A 16,481-nucleotide genomic window follows, 5' to 3' on the forward strand; every position below is an offset into this window, starting at 1 on the left:
GAATATTATTCTAAAAGAAAAATGGGGCAAATTGATTTTTATAAATTATAGAGATGTTGTTACTACATTATCAAAATGTTTTCATATGGCTTAAAACAGCGATTACTCAAATAAAAAACTGAGGTATCTACCTCAGTTTTTTCGATAACTTATTTCATTAAAGATACCTCTTCAACAAATTCACCAATTTTATTTTGAAAAACAAAGTCAAAGTTATATTCCTGTCCTGTTAACTCTTCATTTACTAAAATAGTTGTTGCCCCTACTTCTCTCTTTGCGATTTCCGGGAATGAAGCGACAGGTTGTACTTTTAATGACGTTCCCATAACGAGAAGTACATCTGTTTCATATAAACGTTTCATCGCATTTTGATATTGAGGCAGTGTATCTCCGTATAAAACAACGTCTGGATTTAAAATGAAATTACACTTCTGACAGCGCGGTACTTCATGATCAATCATATACTGTAAATCATAGCCTGATTTACATTTTAGACAATGTGCTGTTTGAAGTGTTCCATGTAAATCAATAACATGCTTACTGCCACCTAATTGATGTAAACCGTCAATATTTTGCGTTAAAATCGTAATATCTTTCCCTTGTTCTTCTAGCTCAGCTAAAAAACGATGTCCACGATTTGGTTTATATTGATGGAACGTATTAATTTGAAAGATTTCTTTATAATGCTTCCAAAATTCTTTCGGACTTCGGTTATAGTACCCTCTTGATAAGTACATCTCCACATTCGCATCAGCATACAATCCATTTGCTGAACGAAAATCTGGGATACCACTTTCCGTACTTGCACCAGCGCCTGTTAATACTGTAATTTTCTTCGCTTTTTCTAAAATTGAACGTACCTCTTCAAATTGTTGCACAAAAATCACCTCTATGTATTTTCCTATTCTTATTATACCAGTTGTTTACAGGAGGTGTTGTACAATTCATTTTACTTAATGCGTTGCGCCGCCAACCTCTACAATATCTACTTCAACTGTCATCGTTACTTCGATTGCCAATTCTATCCCCTTACGAATAGTAGAAAGTGACATACTCGGTTGCCCTGGATAGTTACTCGCTTGTTCTGGTAAAAACGGAATATGAATGAATCCGCCTTTTATTTTCTTATCATGTTTCTCTAGTTCATGCATAAGTCCATAGAATAAGTGATTACAAACGAATGTGCCTGCCGTCTGTGAAACAGATGACGGTATGCCCTCTTCGCGAAGTTTTTTTACGATTGCTTTCATCGGAAGTGTAGACCAATACGCAATCGCTCCTTCTTCTACAACCGGTACATCTACTGGCTGATTCCCTTCATTATCAGCAATTCTTGCATCATCAATATTAATTGCGACACGTTCTATCGTAATATCTGGTCTGCCCCCAGCTTGTCCGATACATATAATAATTTCCGGCGCTAGTTCTTCTATATACTCTTTTAATACGCTTATTGATTTATGAAATACAGTTGGTATTTGTTTGCTTATTATCTTGTATTCTCCAATTGTTTTTTCATGCAAACCTTTTGCTACTTCCCAAGCTGGATTGATATTTTCTCCGCCAAACGGATCAAACCCTGTTAATAATACTGTTTTCATAGTTTTATCCTCCTAATTAAAAACGATATACAAGGCCGTACATAATAAACATATTTATGATAAAAATTGAAAGAGCAATTGGTACTTGCGCTTTAATAACCGCATTTTTATCCTTTAGCTCTAAAAGCATCGCAGGTACGATATTAAAGTTTGCTGCCATTGGCGTAAGCAGTGTTCCGCAATATCCAGCAAACATACCGAGTGCTGCCATAATTGCTGGGTTTCCGCCGTGCATTTGAACTATTAAAGGTAAGCCAATTCCGCCAGTAATAACAGCAAACGCTGCGAATGCATTTCCCATTACGACTGTAAATAGCATCATGCCTAAACAGTACGCCATAACAGCAACGAACGGATACTCTGTCGGTAATACTTGACCGACTAAATCAGAAACGACTTGTCCAACGCCAGATTTCGCGAAAATACCGCCAAGTGCTGCTAACATTTGTGGTAAAATGACAGCCCAGCCGACAGCTTGTAATAGTCTGCTTCCTTCTTGAACAGGCGTTGTTATTTTTGATTTTGTAATACGCATCGCCGCGACGAATGCGAGTAATGCACCAAGCGCTAATGCAACTAATGTTACTTTATCTGGATCAACAAGAGAGACATTTCCCCATTTAATTTTCCCTAACGTCAACGTACCGATAATTGTAAAAATAGGAATTAATAGTGCAGGCATAAAAATTTTATTTTTTAATTTCTCAGCATGTTTTACACGTTCTTGTACTGGAACTTCTTTTTCCTCTGATTTTGTCACTTTATTTAGCGAGGCTAAAACGACCATAGCGAGCACGATACAGCCAACGTAAAACGAAGGAATTACATTTCCAAATAAAAATGTAACTGCAAACAATGCCCAAAATAAACTAGAACCGAATCTGTTTGGATGTTCACGATCGAATGCGATACGAACAGCGATAAAAGCAACAATTATCCCTAATACATAATAGATTGTATCCATTGTGATGATGTTCATATTAGATTGCCTCCTTCTCTTCTTTTCCTTCTGCCTTCATTGTTTTCTCTATATATTTATCAAACCTTCTAAATCTAATCCAGCTTACAATAAGTGCAGATATTGCTGTCGGAATGCCCCAAAGTGCCATATCCCATACACCGACATGCATACCTACTGAATCGAAGAATCCTTTCATTAATAAAATAGCACCAGTTGCGATGAAAATATCTTCTCCGAAAAACCAAGCTGTATTTTCCGCAGCAGCTGCGTTTGCTTTAATCTTTTCTCTTAATTTTTCAGGAAGTTTACCGTATTTACCTTGCGCAGCCCCTTCTGCCATCGGTGCAACGAGCGGCCTTACTGTTTGCGCATGCCCACCAATATTAAGCCCTAGTGCTGCTGATGATTCTCTTATCGTAAAATATGACATTAATACTCTTCCAGTTGTTGCTCCTTTTGATTTCGTTATAAGTGCTTCGGCTCTTTCTTTTAAACCGTAACGTTCTAAAATTCCGATTACCGGTAAAGTTAATATAATTGGCATAGACATATATCTATTTTCTATGAAAAATTTACCGAACATGCTGATCACATCATAAAAACTTAATCCTGAAACCATACCAGTAACAATACCTGCAACCATAACTACTAAAAGTGTATTTAATCTAAATAAAAAGCCCACTGCCACTAATAATATCCCGATTAATTTCACCAATTCCAACACTTCCCCTCATTTTTTATTTCGGTGCACATATAGAAATACCATTATGTCCGAATGTTCTGTATATTCTTTCTGCAAATTGCACTGCTTTTTCCCCATCACCGTGTAAACAAATCGTTTGCGCCTGAACTGCTACTTTCTCTCCATTGATCGAATTTACATGGCCTTCTTTCACCATTTGAAGTACTTGCTTTATCGCTTCGTCTTCATCTTTTATAAGCGCATTTTCTTCTGTACGGCTCGTTAATGTACCATCTTGCTTATACGTACGATCCGCAAAAGCCTCTTGTACGAGAGTTACATTGTATTTTTCTGCAGCCTGTATAAACGCCTCGCTATTTGCTAATCCGTAAAGTAATAGACTTGGATTTATATGATAAATTGCCTTTGCGATTGCATCTGCAATTTCCGGATTAGACGCCGCCATATTATATAAGGCACCGTGCGGCTTTACATGATGCATCTTCCCGCCAGCCACTTTTACAAACCCGTCTAATGCGCCGATTTGATATAAAACATAATCGTATACTTCACTTGCTGAAACATTCATGTTTCTTCTACCAAATCCAATTAAATCAGGAAATCCAGGATGCGCCCCTATTGCTACGTTATGCTCCAAAGCTTTTTCAACAGTTTGACGCATAATAGACGGATCACCCGCATGAAAACCGCAAGCAACGTTTATAGAGGAAACGAACGGAAAAATTTCATCATCATTCCCCATTTTATAAGCTCCAAAACTTTCTCCTAAATCACAGTTTAAATCGATTGTAGTCACAATGTATTCCTCCTAATTCCAGCTTCGTAAAGCGATGAATTTCTTTAATAGATTCATATTTACTTCCTGTTCTATGTACAATTGTTCCGCTTCTTCAAGCGTAATTTTCTCAAAAGAAACATAGTCCCCCGGCTTTAGCTGGGCAAGAAGAGGTAAATCTACTGAAATGATATTTCCCATTCTCGGATAGCCACCTGTCGTTTGCCTATCTGCCATTAATATAATCGGCTGTCCGCCATTAGGAACTTGAATGGTTCCAAATGTAACAGGACTCGATAAAATCTCTTTTTCTTCAATCCTATTTAAAACTTCTCCCTCAACCCTATAGCCCATACGGTCAGCATAATTAGATACCTTATACTCTTTCGTAAAAAATGCCTTTCTACTTTCTTCTGTAAATTGATCGTATTCAAAGTCAGCTATGACACGAAGCTTAGGATGTTTCTTATACTTTGGTAGTACGCTGTTGCTAATTACCCATTTCGTTTTTATTCGCTCATCTTTTTGTAAGTCTTGAATGAAACGATTCGCCATTTCTGAGTACGTACCAATTTGAAAACAATCTCCTTTTTTCAGCATTCTTCCTTCTATACCACCAATCGCAGCACGTATGTACGTACTTTTGCTTCCCATTGTACCCTCAATATGTATACCACCCGCAAAAGTCACATACGCTCTACAACCACTTTTCACTTTTCCAAAACAAAGCATACTACCTTCTTCCGCTAAAATGGGACGCCATAATGGGATACGTTCTCCATTTAACAACGGTTCCATATCAACCCCACCAATTGCGAGTAAAGTCGTTTTCTTTATTAACAATTTAGGACCTAAAATCGTCATTTCTAATCCTGCTTCATTCTCTTCATTACCGACTAACATATTGATGAGCCTAAGCGCATTTTTATCCATAGCACCCCCAACAGGTACACCAAACTGTTGATAATAAGATCGCCCTAAATCTTGGACTGTTGTAAACATTCCTGCATGCAAAACTTCTACATCCATTCTTTAGCCCCCTCAAGCGATACGTACTCTTCCTTCGTTATCGGGATAAATCGTAAATACATACCACTTTGAATATATGTTGGTATTTCTTCTTTCGGATTAAATAGAGTAATAGGTGTTCGGCCGATAATATTCCATCCACCTGGTGTTTCAAGCGGATAAATACCTGTTTGATTTCCGCCAATACCTACTGAACCAGGAGAGATTTGTAATCGTGGTGTTTCTTTTCTAGGTGTTTCTAATTCTTTTGATAGTCCTCCTAAATACGGGAACCCTGGTGTAAAACCAAGCATATATACAAAATATGTAGTTTCACTATGTATTCGAATCACATCTTCTACTTGTAAACCGTGATAATGCGCGACCTCTTCTAAATCAGGTCCATATTCTCCCCCGTAGCACACTGGTATAGAAATATGTTTCACATCCTGTTTTACTTCTTCTTTATAAGAATCACACAGCTCCTTTATATACTGGCGAACGTAATCATATGACCTTTCACTTCTCTCATTTCTCTTCCATACTTCGTATACATTGTAGTAAACAGCTAATGAAGTAAACGACGGAACACACTCAATCATTCCTGCAAACGGATGTTGCTGCAGTGCTTTAAATAACCGCTGTACTTTCTCATATATACCCATCTTAATTTCTTCACCAAATGTAACAATAATTGCTTGATCCCCTAACGCAGAAAATTTCATCCTACTCCCTCTTTCTATGCCAAAAAGCCGAGTTCTTTCGAAATGCGATGCGCTGTTTCTTTCACCTTCGCAATAAAATATGAAATGTTACTTTCGCTGTACTCAATTGCTAATCCTGAAATACTAATGCCTGCTACAACCGTTCCATCGCTCGCGAAAATGGGTGCTGCTATCGCGGCTGTATGATTTTCTAACTCAGAATAACTAATTGTGTAGCCTTCCTTTTTTGCCATTTGCAACACTTCTAACAATTGTTCCTTATTCACGATTGTTCCATCTGCAAACTGTTTTAAATCCACTTCCTCTATGTATCTCCGTTTCTCTTCCTCAGAGAAATACGATAGTAAAATTCTTGGACATGCACCAGCATAAAGCGGTGCTCTTCTTCCAACTGCCGTATACACGCGTACCGGCTGAACACCTTCCATCTTTTCAACATAAATTGCGTCATTACCATCTTGAATTATTAAATTAACTGCCTGTCCTAAACTATCTCTAAGTTCTTTCATATAAGGAATTGCTATATTTCTTACTGATAATCGTTGTGAAACAAGTTGACCGAACCGTAAAAATACGACCCCTAAACGATATTTCCCCTTTTCGTTTTTTTGTAAAAACGCCATCTCTTCTAACGAGCCAATTAAACGATAAACAGATGTTTTCGGCATATTTGTAAGCTGAACCATCTCAGTTAAACTTAGCTCTTCATGCTCATAAAACAACTCTAAAATATCCATTGTCTTAACTGCCGTTTTATTTATACTCATTCTATCTCCCTTTCGTTCCGAAAAACGGAACTTAAATTCCGTTTTTCGAAACAAACATATAATTTAAAATTATAAAATATTCTTTCAATTCAATCAATAGATTTTAAGCAAATAAAAAAGCATGGAAGAATATCTCTCCCATACTTCACTACACTTTATAACGCTCTTACTTGTTTCAACGGCCAGAAAACAGCTTGTCCTTTTCCAACAATTTCATCTTCTGAAATAAAGCCAAACATGCGACCATCCTTAGAAACTTCACGATTATCCCCTAAAACAAATACTTGGCCTTCTGGCACTTTCGTTTTCCCTGTGATTTGTTCTAACGTAAAGTCTGGAGTTAATACACGGCCTACTGCTTTTTCTTTAAACTGTTTTAAATATGGTTCTTCCATCGCTTTTCCGTTTACATATAAAACATCATTTTTATACTCAACTGTATCGCCTGGCAAACCAATTACTCGTTTTACTAAATCGTAACCTTCTTTTCCGTGGAAGACGATAATATCAAAGCGATCTAATCCACTTATACTATAACCAATCTTATTCACGAGAACTCGTTCGTTATTTTCTAAAGTGGGCATCATCGATTCACCTTGTACTAAAGAAGGTGTAAATAAAACACCGCGAATAATAGCAATTAATACAAGGGTAAACCCTATCGTTTTAGCCCATGAGAATAATTCTTTCTTCGTATTTTCCTTCATCGTTTCTCCTCTTTCTTAAGCACTTATTTTATTATTTCAACTAATTCTTGTACTAAATTAGGATCTATTTCAGAAAAACATGATTTTCCTTCTCTTACCGCTGTACCGACGTGCGCCTGCGTAATTCCAGTTTCATCTAGCAATCGCTTTATATTTTCTTTCGTCACGCCAGCTCCAGCTACAAGCTGAATTTGACCATCGCTTACCTTTTGCATTTCTGTAAGCACCGGAATATTCTCTACTATATTTCCTTGTCCACCTGAAGTTAAAACGTGAGTCACTTTATGAAACTTCTTTAAAGTTCTCATCGCTTCTACTGGATTTTCTATATCATCTATCGCACGGTGGTACGTTACATTTATTCCATCTACAACAGATAGTAAGTCCGCTAATTTCTCTTCATCCACTTCATTTCGTTCATTTAATACGCCTAATACTACACCAGCTGCTCCTAACTTCTGTGCAACTATAATATCTTCTTTCATCATTTCAATTTCTTCTTCCGTATATGTAAAAGACTTCGCATGCGGACGAATCATAACATGAATTGGTATACTTACCGCTTCTACCGCTTTTTTTATAAAAGCATAACTCGGTGTTAAACCACCTTCTGTATAAGATGAAATTAATTCAATCCGCTTCCCGCCAGCGCTTTCAATTCGTTTTACATCTTCTAAACATGTTGCAATAACCTCTAGCATGAGATGACCTCTTTTCGTGCTTTTTTCTTATTATAACATTAGTAAAAATAAGAAGCCTAGCTTTCTCCTTTAAAACTTAAAAAAGAAGAATGAAAAGAAAGATTTTTTTATTGGCAACAATTATTGGTAACATCCTATTATTCATGTACACTCCTACCATAATGAAAAAACCCGTCATTTTGACGGACTTTTCTAATTTCAAGCTTTCCGTTCCTCAGTTTTCATATCAATGCCTAATTGATCTTCCAATAACTTTACACCTTTCTTTGTAAGATGGACAGCCCGATTCTTATCCGTTTTTGTAATCCATTCCTGTTCAAAAAATAGTTTTGCTATTGCAGATCCTAACCAACCGGCAATATGGTAGCGTCGTTCACTCCAATCAAGGCAAGGTTTTGCAAATACCCTCCTTTTTGTATCTGCCTCATCAACATTTATTCCAAAATTCAGAAACCATTGCTTACCTTGTTCCGTTACAATGTATTCTCCATCCTCTAAAATTATAAATTGCCTATCTAGTAATTTTTCAGTTATCTCTACACCGAGTTTGCCTGCAAGATGATCATAACAAGTTCGAGCATAACGAATTTGTTTTAGTTGGCCTGATTGTTTTAAAGAGCGAACTTGAACTGTTGGTGCAATTGTCCCTAACTTTTCAAGCACTTCTGCAACTTCTTGATTAGCAAGTCGATAGTAACGATGTCTACCATGTTGTTCAACTGTAAGTAAATTCCCTTCTACTAATTTAGAAAGATGCGAACTAATTGTTGGATGTGACACTTTTGCCATATAAGCCAATTCACTAGCAGGTAGTGCCTGATTATTCATTAGACAATCTAATATGATTGCTCTTGTAGGTTCAGCAATTAGTTTAGCTATATATGAGATATTCGGATATACATTCATATTTCGATGATACCCTAACTATTAAATTGATACAATTATTTTAAGTTTAATAGTAAAGGAGAATTTATTATGAATGCAATTGATCTTAGTATATTAAATTTGAAAGAAACGAGAAGGCGCTCAGAAAAATTATGGAATTCTCTTCCTAATAATTTTCTTAATTGGAAGCCTGATCCTGAGGCTATGTCTTTTGGTGAGATGATTCGTCATGTATGGAGTTCAACTTTTTACTACCATATGATTATAAAAAACAACGGTTCAATAAACGACATACGTATCCCGTATGATGACGAGCCGATTACTTGTGTAAAAAAAGAAATTGAATTGGCACAATCATACTTTACTGACTTCATAGAATATGTTCAATCAATAAGCATAGCCGAGCTAGATTCAAGACTTATTGATAGAAGCGATGTTGGCTATCAACGATATTTAGGCGATATGCTATTACGAATTGCCTATCATGATGCGGTCCATGCAGGTCAATTTTTACAATATTTACGAACGGTAAACTTAGAAAGACCATTAATTTGGGATTAAATACGAAAAATGTTTATACAGCCTCCAAACTGGCATTACAATAAGAATTTTTCAACAAGAAACAATCACAAAACCATGATAATCATTTATATTAAAAACCTACATCTCAACTAAGTACTTCATACACATAAAAAGCACGGGTTTGATTACTAATCAAACCCGTGCTTTCAAAACAACTATAATATCCATAAACAATAAAATGTAAGCTTTAAAAACTACGACCGAAACGCCGCATCCGCCAGCATAGACAATGTTGCATCATCCATCGGTGGATTATGCAGTCCTGCTCTGACGTTTAAATAGTAACGATGGAGCGGATTTTTTTCTGATAAACTTTTTGCTCCTACGATGCGCATCGATTTATCCACTATAGATATCGCCGCATTTGTTACAGCATATTTCACGGCTGCTAATTCTGCTTGCAGTGATAGTTTATCTTCTGCCTCATCGTACTTTTTCGCAATTTGATATAAAAAGACGCGAGCTTGCATAAGCTCGAGTTCTAATTCTCCAACTAATCTTCTAACATTCGGCAATAAACTAATAGAATGGTTTAAACTGTTTGGCTTGTATGATTCCGCAAATTGAACTGCATAATTTCTTGCTGATTGTGCAATTCCTAAATAACATGCTGGTATATGTAGCAACCAGCCAACACCCTTTTGTTTTACTTTCCCGCCTTTTATATCTGTAAAAAAGCGACTTTCTATCTCTACATTTTGTAAGACAAGGTCGTGGCTAGCAGTCCCTCGCATTGCAACGCTATCCCACGTTTCTTCAATAGATACACCGAGTGTATTTCTTGGAATAACAAACTCACCAACTTCTTCTTGGCCTTCCATACTTGCTGAAATAATAAAATAATCAAGTACTGGTGCCATCGTTGTAAAAGTTTTTCTTCCATTTATAACCCACTTCTCGCCTTGTTGAACCGCTATTGTTTCTGGTTTGCCGCCACGCGTCGGACTCCCTGTTTTCGGTTCTGTTGCTGCCCTGTTAAAGAGCGCACCATTACGTACTTCTTCGCAAAACCATTTGAACATCTCATCATTCCAAGAGCGATTTTCCGCTAGCTCTTTCACAATGCCAAGATGCCAGCCAATCGATAATGCAGTAGCTCCGCAGCCTTCCGCGATTTTCTCTTGAAATAAAACAAAGTCATATAAAGAAATCGCACTACCACCAAATTCCTTCGGTAACGTTAATTTCGTATATCCGATATCTTTCAAATCATTTATATTTTCATACGGAAATGATCCCAATTCACTTAGCTGATGCTCCCTTTCCATGAACTTCGGAATCAATTTATTTATTTGTGCAATAATGAAAGATTGTTCTTCTGTTTCAACAAATGAGAGTGCCATACTATAATCTCCTTTATGTTCGATTCATCAACCGCTCACTTTTTCATTATGATTATATGAAGCTACCTCTCTATTGTTTCACTATTCCGATAAAAATACAATGTTTTTGACTAATAAGAAAAGTTCCTATTTAAGGATAGGTTCTTTTCTTATGTTAATCTCCCTTCAATGCCTTTAATGGCAAAGAGGTTACATATCCAATATACGAGAATAATTCTTTAAAGAAGAATGGAATTTCTGTGTCTAACGTTTTATATGCTGATGTCGGCGTTGGTGAAGCATACGCTTCAATATTAATATGTTTTGCAATTCTCATTGCGCGTTTCATATGAAGTGGATCACTTACAATCGTGTATGTGCGTATTCCGTTCTCTATTCCAACTTGCTTCGCATTTTTTAAATTTTCTTCAGTGAAAAGGGATTTAGTTTCAATTAAAATATCTTCCTCTTTTACACCTTGTTTCATTGCATATACTCTTGCAGTACGTGCTTCCTCAAGTTCTGCCTCGAACTTTGTACCACCTGTAAAAATAATCTTTTTAATATTTCCGTTCTTATATAAAGAAATCGCATGATTAATTCTTTCTTTAAATACAGGAGATGGTTTTCCGTTCCACGAAGCTGCTCCTAGTACGATACCAGCATCCGTTTTCACGTCATCATTTGCTTTAAAACGATAACTCCAAATATCGTAAGCTGCATAACTTACATATAAAATAGCAGAACAAATCATTAGTAAAAATACTTGAAAGATTCGTCTTTTCTTACTCTTCTTATTTTCTTTCATTTGTAATTGCCTCCGTACATCATCCATACTTCTATAAAAAACATTTATATCAAATCGTTTTGTTTGAGTTTATTTAAAAGAAGGAACTTTACTTGTTATTTATGTATAAAAGGGTTTTCATTTAAAATTGAGGATTATCAATTCATTTTCATTTGCGGTTTTCATTACATTTTTTAAATTCATAAGTTTATTACCATACAACTACATTGTAACGAATTTTTTCTCAGAAGGGAACGATGAAACAAAAGGAATTAAAATAAAGTAGCATTTTGTAAGAAAAAAGGTATATTTTTCATATCTCACAAACAATATACCTTTCAAAACACGAATTATAACTTTTCTTTATACAACTCTAATTTTTCTAACAATTGTTCTTTTACGCCTGGCCATTCACTCGAGATAATACTGTACACCACCGCATCTCTCACATAACCATTCGGTAATTTTCTTTCATTTCGAAGCACACCCTCTTTTACTGCGCCTAACCTTTCAATTGCTCGTTGTGCTTTTTCATTTCTTGCATCCGTCTTAATTTGCACTCTCAGCATATGCAGTTTTTCAAAAGCATACTGGAGAAGCATATACTTACACTCTGTATTTATACTTGTACGTTGCACACTCGGATGATACCACGTTTGTCCTAATTCAACTGTCTTATCTTCTACTGAAATATTATATAAACGTGTACTTCCTACAATCTTATTCGTCTGTTGATCTACGACTACGAAAGGTATTTGAGTACCTCTTCCGTAACCCTTTATCGCTTTTTGAACGTATTGTTGCATATCTTGCACACTATCCATTTTAGAGATTAAATACGCCCAAATATCCCGATTTCCTTCTACAATCGAAAACAAAGTTTCGACATCAGTATTATCCATTAACCGCAACTTTGCTCTTTCGTGAATAATTTCCATTTTTAAGCCCCCTTTGCTGTTACTATATCATAAGAATCAAAAACGTATTATAAGAATAAAAAAATATAACGAAAAGAATTCTTTTCAAATATATTCTTCTCGTATAAGGTAGGAAGACCCATCAGTAACCCTTAAAAAAATAATTTTTTGATAATTTCCAATAAATTCTATATAATGATAAACGGGAGGGAATAAAAAATGCTAGATCAAATTACTTGGGGAACGCCAGGCAGCTTATTATGCTTAGGGTTCTTTTTTGCGGGACTAGGAATCTTCTTAAGAAGCGTTACGTCGTATACGAAAAATAAATAAGAATATCCCGCTTTTAAACAAAAAAAGCCCTCTTTTTACAGACGGCTTCTTTTGTTTAACTTTATCTTATTAAAACTTCAAAGCAATAAATAAGCAATCGGCGTAATAATAAGTAACGTTAAAATCGTTCTCTGCACATATAAAATAATAAGTTCAGATACTTTTAATGGAATATCTGTTGATAATATACAAGGAATGGAAGCGGAGAAAAACAAAATAGATGATACGGAAACAACTGCAATAACAAACTTTGTCACAATTGGTGCACTTACTACTAATAATGACGGTAAAAACATTTCTGCAATACCAACTGATGCGGCTTTAGCGGCTAAGTCTGCTTCTGGTAATTGTAATAGCCATGTAAACGGATAGAAAATATAACTGATCCAATCAAATATTGGCGTAAACTTCGCTAAGACGATACCAATTAATCCTACTGACATAATGGATGGTAAAATTCCCATCGTCATAATAAATCCATCTTTTAAATTTAATGCAATATTTTTCATAATGCTCGGTGCAGACTTTGATACTTCTAACGCATCTTCCCAAGCACATTCTAACATTTTCTCTTTATAAACAGGCTCTGGGAACCCTTCTTCTGTTACATATGTATCTGGTTTTCTACTAAGGGGTGGGATTCTTACGGTGATAGCAGTCACGATGAATGTTACAACAAGCGTAGTCCAAAAATAAACATTCCATAAATGCATAATATCTAATGTTTTTGCGATGATGATCATAAATGTAGCGGATACTGTAGAAAATCCTGTAGCGATAATCGCCGCTTCTTTTGTCGTATACTTTCCTTCTTTATACACGCGATTCGTAATAAGGAGAGCAAGCGAATAACTTCCAACGAAGGACGCAACTGCGTCGATTGCCGATCTCCCCGGCGTATTCCATAATGGCCTCATAATCGGACGACAAAATGTACCGATAAATTCAAGCAATCCATATCCGACTAATAACGCTAAAAACGCCGAGCCAATTGGAACGAGCAAACTTACTGATATGACTAGCTTCTCATATAAAAACGGTCCAACATCTGGCGCAAAGAACCAAGCTGGTCCTACTTTTAAACAATATAATATGCCAAATACAACGCCAACTACTTTTAAAATAGAAAAACAAATGTCTACGATAGATGCATTCCATTTCTTCGTATAAAATGGATAAATCGCACCAATTGCCATAACAAATAATGCATAATAAGGTACTATGCCAGGAACCGAAGCCCTAATCCACGATACGATATGATCAATCATAATAGACGATGCACCGTTTATCGTAACAGGAACGAAAAACATAAACACTCCAACGAGACTAGCAAGTATAAACCGAAGAATAATTCCCTTCTCTTGCCCTGTCTTAATTACATTACTCTTTAATTCAATTTCACTCAAAATTCGACACCTCCTATTATCTAAATATTCTGTATAATTATGTTGGATTCCTTCTTTCCATTTCTACTATTTCATCATATAAAAAAAGCCTATTTTAAAATAGGCTTTTTCTACTACCTCTCATAATCATCCACAATCACTTGAATGATACGATTCTTCTGCTACTTTTTCATTACTATCCCTATTCGCATCATATGTAATTAACGCCTTCCAAAGTGCCCATCCTCTCGCTCTATTCCACGTTTCTTCATCCATGCGTAATACTTCATTAAATACATTTCTACTATTTTCATCAAAAAACGTCCACGCCATCGCCGCATCACAAGCAGGATCTCCTACACCTAAAATACCAAAATCAATTACAGCACAAAGTTTTCCCTCTTTAACGAGTAAATTCCCCGGTGCTACATCTCCATGAATCCAAACTGGCTTACGGTCCCATGTTGAACTAAGTGCTACATTCCAAAGGTGTTTTAATAATGCCTCGTCAAAAACATCCTTATTATTTTCAATAGCAACTCTCGCCTCTTCATCATATACAGATATAAGTCCGCCTCGGTAAAAATTATGTGTTCCAGCTAAAGGTCCGTTACTCGCATTAATAGATTGCAATTCTACTAAAAAAGATCCTAAGTCCGCCGCAAATTCATTTAAATCCCGAACGTTTTGTTTCGTAACTGTTTCTCCCTCTATCCACTTATTAATAGACCAAGGCAATGGATACGCTTCAGACGGATTTCCTTTCGCAAGTGGGGTAGAAATCGGTAAAGAAAGCCCCTTACTTAATATAGGAAGCCAACTATTTTCTTTCTCTACTTGCGGTGCATATGCTGCATCACTTGGCAATCTTACACTCATCTCATACCCTAAGTGAAACGTCCTATTATCATGCCCACTAAACTTTACAGGTTTCACTTCTAAATGGGCCCATTCGGGAAACTGTTCCTGTATTAACTTTTCAACTAAACTTACGTTAATTGGATGCATTCACATTCTCCTTTTCTTTTGAAACTTACTAAGCCCATCCGTACTTCCAACATATTCAAAACCATTTTTCTTATAAAAATCATTTAACGTACGATTATGCCCCACGCAATCTAACTTCAAATACTCTTTATCACATTGCACATTCTCTTCTACCCACCGTAAAACCCTCTCTCCTATTCCATTCCCCTTATATTTTCGTTTCACCGCAAATCTATGAATATATAATGAATTAGAAACTTCCTCTTTACCAAAAATATGTTCATCCCATTCATTTTGTTTAGGAGAAACTGTAATCGTACCAACTATTTCATCTTCTTTCATAACAATATACGTATATTTCTCTCTTATACATTCTAGTATTTCAGCCGTAGCTTCCTCTCCTAAAAGATACTGCCACTGATCCACTTCTTTATATTGTAGCCATTGTGCTACTTCTTTTAATAAAATGATAATACTATCACTTTCATTTTCAGTAGCAATTCGAATTGCATATTCTTTACTTATATTTCTCTCCATATTGCCTTTCCCCTTTCAAATTGCTACCATACTGACAAACGAGTCCTTCCATCATTTTCATCTGTAATATATTCTACATAAAATCCTTGATTCACTGCGTTTTCATACATCATTTCAATCTCTTCTTGGTTTTTCGCATAAATTTGTATATACTCACCATCCGCTACTAATACGACTACTTCACACTTACTCTCCTTAAATTCTTCAAATGTTGCAATTTCTCCTAGTACCTCTCCTTTTGGACATGCTTTTAGATCTAAAAATAAAAGATAATATATGTTATCTTTTATTAGCTTTTTTAATTCTGATCCTTCCATGATCTAGTTATCTTCTGAAAATAATTCTGGACCTAATTCATTCCCTATTATTATATAAGCTTCCTCCCTTCCCATGACTTGCCAATCAAATACAGTAATATCAATTGGCTTTAATACTTTCCAAAGTAAATTATCATATCCATCTAGAATATCTACTGTAATCCCTCTTTTCATATGCTTGCTCCTAACTTATTCATTTTCGTTTCATACATTATATATCAAATGTAATTACTATATTTTGTCGATACATATGTACATCATAAAAAACCGCTCCACTACTAGCGAAACGGTTTCCTTTTGCTTACATTTAAATATTTCATTCAATTGTTGCACTGCGTTTTAAAATAATTTTTAATATATGCACCACATTAGCCGTTCATTCTTAATGCTCACTTCGACTTTACAAAATAATATAAAAACCATACTGCATGATTTTGTTCATCCGCAGCTATTCTCCGTAACAACTCTTTCAAATGTACAT

Annotated in this window: 17 protein-coding genes and 3 pseudogenes; 1 reads left to right on the forward strand and 19 read right to left on the reverse strand. The window is 35.8% G+C overall.

Annotation, left to right across the window (positions count from 1 at the left end; all coding sequences use genetic code 11):
- Nucleotides 1-149: 149 nt before the first annotated feature.
- From ABWK52_RS21665 to ABWK52_RS21715, 11 genes are all read right to left on the reverse strand, one after another.
- The gene (locus ABWK52_RS21665; RefSeq protein ID WP_141537397.1) at nt 150-878 is read right to left on the reverse strand and encodes an NAD-dependent protein deacylase; all 729 of its coding nucleotides are present in this window, start codon (nt 876-878) and stop codon (nt 150-152) included.
- Nucleotides 879-953: 75 nt separating this feature from the next.
- The gene (gene pcp, locus ABWK52_RS21670) at nt 954-1,601 is read right to left on the reverse strand and encodes a pyroglutamyl-peptidase I (protein WP_065703783.1); all 648 of its coding nucleotides are present in this window, start codon (nt 1,599-1,601) and stop codon (nt 954-956) included.
- Nucleotides 1,602-1,617: 16 nt separating this feature from the next.
- A complete protein-coding gene (locus ABWK52_RS21675; protein ID WP_001021658.1) occupies nt 1,618-2,580 on the reverse strand; it encodes a DUF979 domain-containing protein in 963 nt (320 codons plus the stop codon).
- Nucleotide 2,581: 1 nt separating this feature from the next.
- Nucleotides 2,582-3,277 (reverse strand): DUF969 domain-containing protein, encoded by a 696-nt coding sequence (locus ABWK52_RS21680; protein ID WP_000239809.1) that lies wholly within the window; start codon nt 3,275-3,277, stop codon nt 2,582-2,584.
- Between the two features lie 22 nt (nt 3,278-3,299).
- Nucleotides 3,300-4,061 (reverse strand): 5-oxoprolinase subunit PxpA, encoded by a 762-nt coding sequence (pxpA, locus tag ABWK52_RS21685; RefSeq protein ID WP_218272491.1) that lies wholly within the window; start codon nt 4,059-4,061, stop codon nt 3,300-3,302.
- A 12-nt stretch (nt 4,062-4,073) separates the two neighbouring features.
- Nucleotides 4,074-5,069 carry a biotin-dependent carboxyltransferase family protein gene (locus tag ABWK52_RS21690; protein WP_097813995.1) on the reverse strand — a complete coding sequence of 332 codons (996 nt, stop codon included), beginning with the start codon at nt 5,067-5,069 and terminating at the stop codon, nt 4,074-4,076.
- Nucleotides 5,060-5,773 carry a 5-oxoprolinase subunit PxpB gene (gene pxpB, locus ABWK52_RS21695; RefSeq protein ID WP_000672276.1) on the reverse strand — a complete coding sequence of 238 codons (714 nt, stop codon included), beginning with the start codon at nt 5,771-5,773 and terminating at the stop codon, nt 5,060-5,062. The genes ABWK52_RS21690 and pxpB overlap by 10 nt, the downstream gene beginning before the upstream one ends.
- A 14-nt stretch (nt 5,774-5,787) precedes the next feature.
- Complete coding sequence (locus ABWK52_RS21700; protein WP_098541997.1) at nt 5,788-6,540, reverse strand: IclR family transcriptional regulator; 753 nt, start codon at nt 6,538-6,540, stop codon at nt 5,788-5,790.
- Between the two features lie 155 nt (nt 6,541-6,695).
- Nucleotides 6,696-7,247: a signal peptidase I gene (lepB, locus tag ABWK52_RS21705; RefSeq protein ID WP_000662490.1), complete on the reverse strand. Its 552-nt coding sequence runs from the start codon at nt 7,245-7,247 to the stop codon at nt 6,696-6,698.
- A gap of 23 nt (nt 7,248-7,270) precedes the next feature.
- Nucleotides 7,271-7,948: a copper homeostasis protein CutC gene (locus ABWK52_RS21710; protein ID WP_000895111.1), complete on the reverse strand. Its 678-nt coding sequence runs from the start codon at nt 7,946-7,948 to the stop codon at nt 7,271-7,273.
- A 198-nt stretch (nt 7,949-8,146) separates the two neighbouring features.
- A complete protein-coding gene (locus ABWK52_RS21715; RefSeq protein ID WP_016110261.1) occupies nt 8,147-8,854 on the reverse strand; it encodes an ArsR/SmtB family transcription factor in 708 nt (235 codons plus the stop codon).
- Between the two features lie 69 nt (nt 8,855-8,923).
- Between ABWK52_RS21715 and ABWK52_RS21720 the strand changes: the two genes are divergently transcribed.
- The gene (locus tag ABWK52_RS21720; RefSeq protein ID WP_000991284.1) at nt 8,924-9,394 is read left to right on the forward strand and encodes a DinB family protein; all 471 of its coding nucleotides are present in this window, start codon (nt 8,924-8,926) and stop codon (nt 9,392-9,394) included.
- A 215-nt stretch (nt 9,395-9,609) separates the two neighbouring features.
- Here the strand turns inward: ABWK52_RS21720 and ABWK52_RS21725 are convergent, their stop codons facing one another.
- From ABWK52_RS21725 to ABWK52_RS21760, 8 genes and pseudogenes are all read right to left on the reverse strand, one after another.
- Entirely contained in the window at nt 9,610-10,758 is a 1,149-nt protein-coding gene (locus ABWK52_RS21725; RefSeq protein ID WP_001218341.1) for an acyl-CoA dehydrogenase family protein, read from the reverse strand.
- 154 nt (nt 10,759-10,912) lie between these two features.
- Nucleotides 10,913-11,545 carry a YdcF family protein gene (locus ABWK52_RS21730; RefSeq protein WP_000662216.1) on the reverse strand — a complete coding sequence of 211 codons (633 nt, stop codon included), beginning with the start codon at nt 11,543-11,545 and terminating at the stop codon, nt 10,913-10,915.
- 329 nt (nt 11,546-11,874) lie between these two features.
- Nucleotides 11,875-12,462 carry a GNAT family N-acetyltransferase gene (locus ABWK52_RS21735; protein WP_000402589.1) on the reverse strand — a complete coding sequence of 196 codons (588 nt, stop codon included), beginning with the start codon at nt 12,460-12,462 and terminating at the stop codon, nt 11,875-11,877.
- Between the two features lie 389 nt (nt 12,463-12,851).
- Nucleotides 12,852-14,180 carry a YjiH family protein gene (locus ABWK52_RS21740; protein ID WP_098541999.1) on the reverse strand — a complete coding sequence of 443 codons (1,329 nt, stop codon included), beginning with the start codon at nt 14,178-14,180 and terminating at the stop codon, nt 12,852-12,854.
- A 113-nt stretch (nt 14,181-14,293) separates the two neighbouring features.
- Nucleotides 14,294-15,167: pseudogene (locus ABWK52_RS21745) on the reverse strand (aminoglycoside phosphotransferase family protein).
- A complete protein-coding gene (locus ABWK52_RS21750) occupies nt 15,168-15,683 on the reverse strand; it encodes a GNAT family N-acetyltransferase (protein WP_000440747.1) in 516 nt (171 codons plus the stop codon).
- Nucleotides 15,684-15,706: 23 nt separating this feature from the next.
- Nucleotides 15,707-16,174: pseudogene (locus ABWK52_RS21755) on the reverse strand (DUF2691 family protein).
- A gap of 215 nt (nt 16,175-16,389) precedes the next feature.
- A pseudogene (locus ABWK52_RS21760) lies at nt 16,390-16,481 on the reverse strand (ferritin-like domain-containing protein); the annotation flags it as partial.

The sequence above is a fragment of the Bacillus sp. AP50 genome, from assembly GCF_040492675.1.
Lineage (GTDB): Bacteria > Bacillota > Bacilli > Bacillales > Bacillaceae_G > Bacillus_A > Bacillus_A cereus.

Bases quoted from the DNA above. Each gene is read 5' to 3' on its own strand.
- pcp (WP_065703783.1), bottom strand. From the start codon at position 1,601: ATGAAAACAGTATTATTAACAGGGTTTGATCCGTTTGGCGGAGAAAAT.
- ABWK52_RS21675 (WP_001021658.1), bottom strand. From the start codon at position 2,580: ATGAACATCATCACAATGGATACAATCTATTATGTATTAGGGATAATT.
- ABWK52_RS21690 (WP_097813995.1), bottom strand. From the start codon at position 5,069: ATGGATGTAGAAGTTTTGCATGCAGGAATGTTTACAACAGTCCAAGAT.
- pxpB (WP_000672276.1), bottom strand. From the start codon at position 5,773: ATGAAATTTTCTGCGTTAGGGGATCAAGCAATTATTGTTACATTTGGT.
- ABWK52_RS21700 (WP_098541997.1), bottom strand. From the start codon at position 6,540: ATGAGTATAAATAAAACGGCAGTTAAGACAATGGATATTTTAGAGTTG.
- lepB (WP_000662490.1), bottom strand. From the start codon at position 7,247: ATGAAGGAAAATACGAAGAAAGAATTATTCTCATGGGCTAAAACGATA.
- ABWK52_RS21710 (WP_000895111.1), bottom strand. From the start codon at position 7,948: ATGCTAGAGGTTATTGCAACATGTTTAGAAGATGTAAAACGAATTGAA.
- ABWK52_RS21715 (WP_016110261.1), bottom strand. From the start codon at position 8,854: ATGAATGTATATCCGAATATCTCATATATAGCTAAACTAATTGCTGAA.
- ABWK52_RS21720 (WP_000991284.1), top strand. From the start codon at position 8,924: ATGAATGCAATTGATCTTAGTATATTAAATTTGAAAGAAACGAGAAGG.
- ABWK52_RS21725 (WP_001218341.1), bottom strand. From the start codon at position 10,758: ATGGCACTCTCATTTGTTGAAACAGAAGAACAATCTTTCATTATTGCA.
- ABWK52_RS21730 (WP_000662216.1), bottom strand. From the start codon at position 11,545: ATGAAAGAAAATAAGAAGAGTAAGAAAAGACGAATCTTTCAAGTATTT.
- ABWK52_RS21735 (WP_000402589.1), bottom strand. From the start codon at position 12,462: ATGGAAATTATTCACGAAAGAGCAAAGTTGCGGTTAATGGATAATACT.
- ABWK52_RS21750 (WP_000440747.1), bottom strand. From the start codon at position 15,683: ATGGAGAGAAATATAAGTAAAGAATATGCAATTCGAATTGCTACTGAA.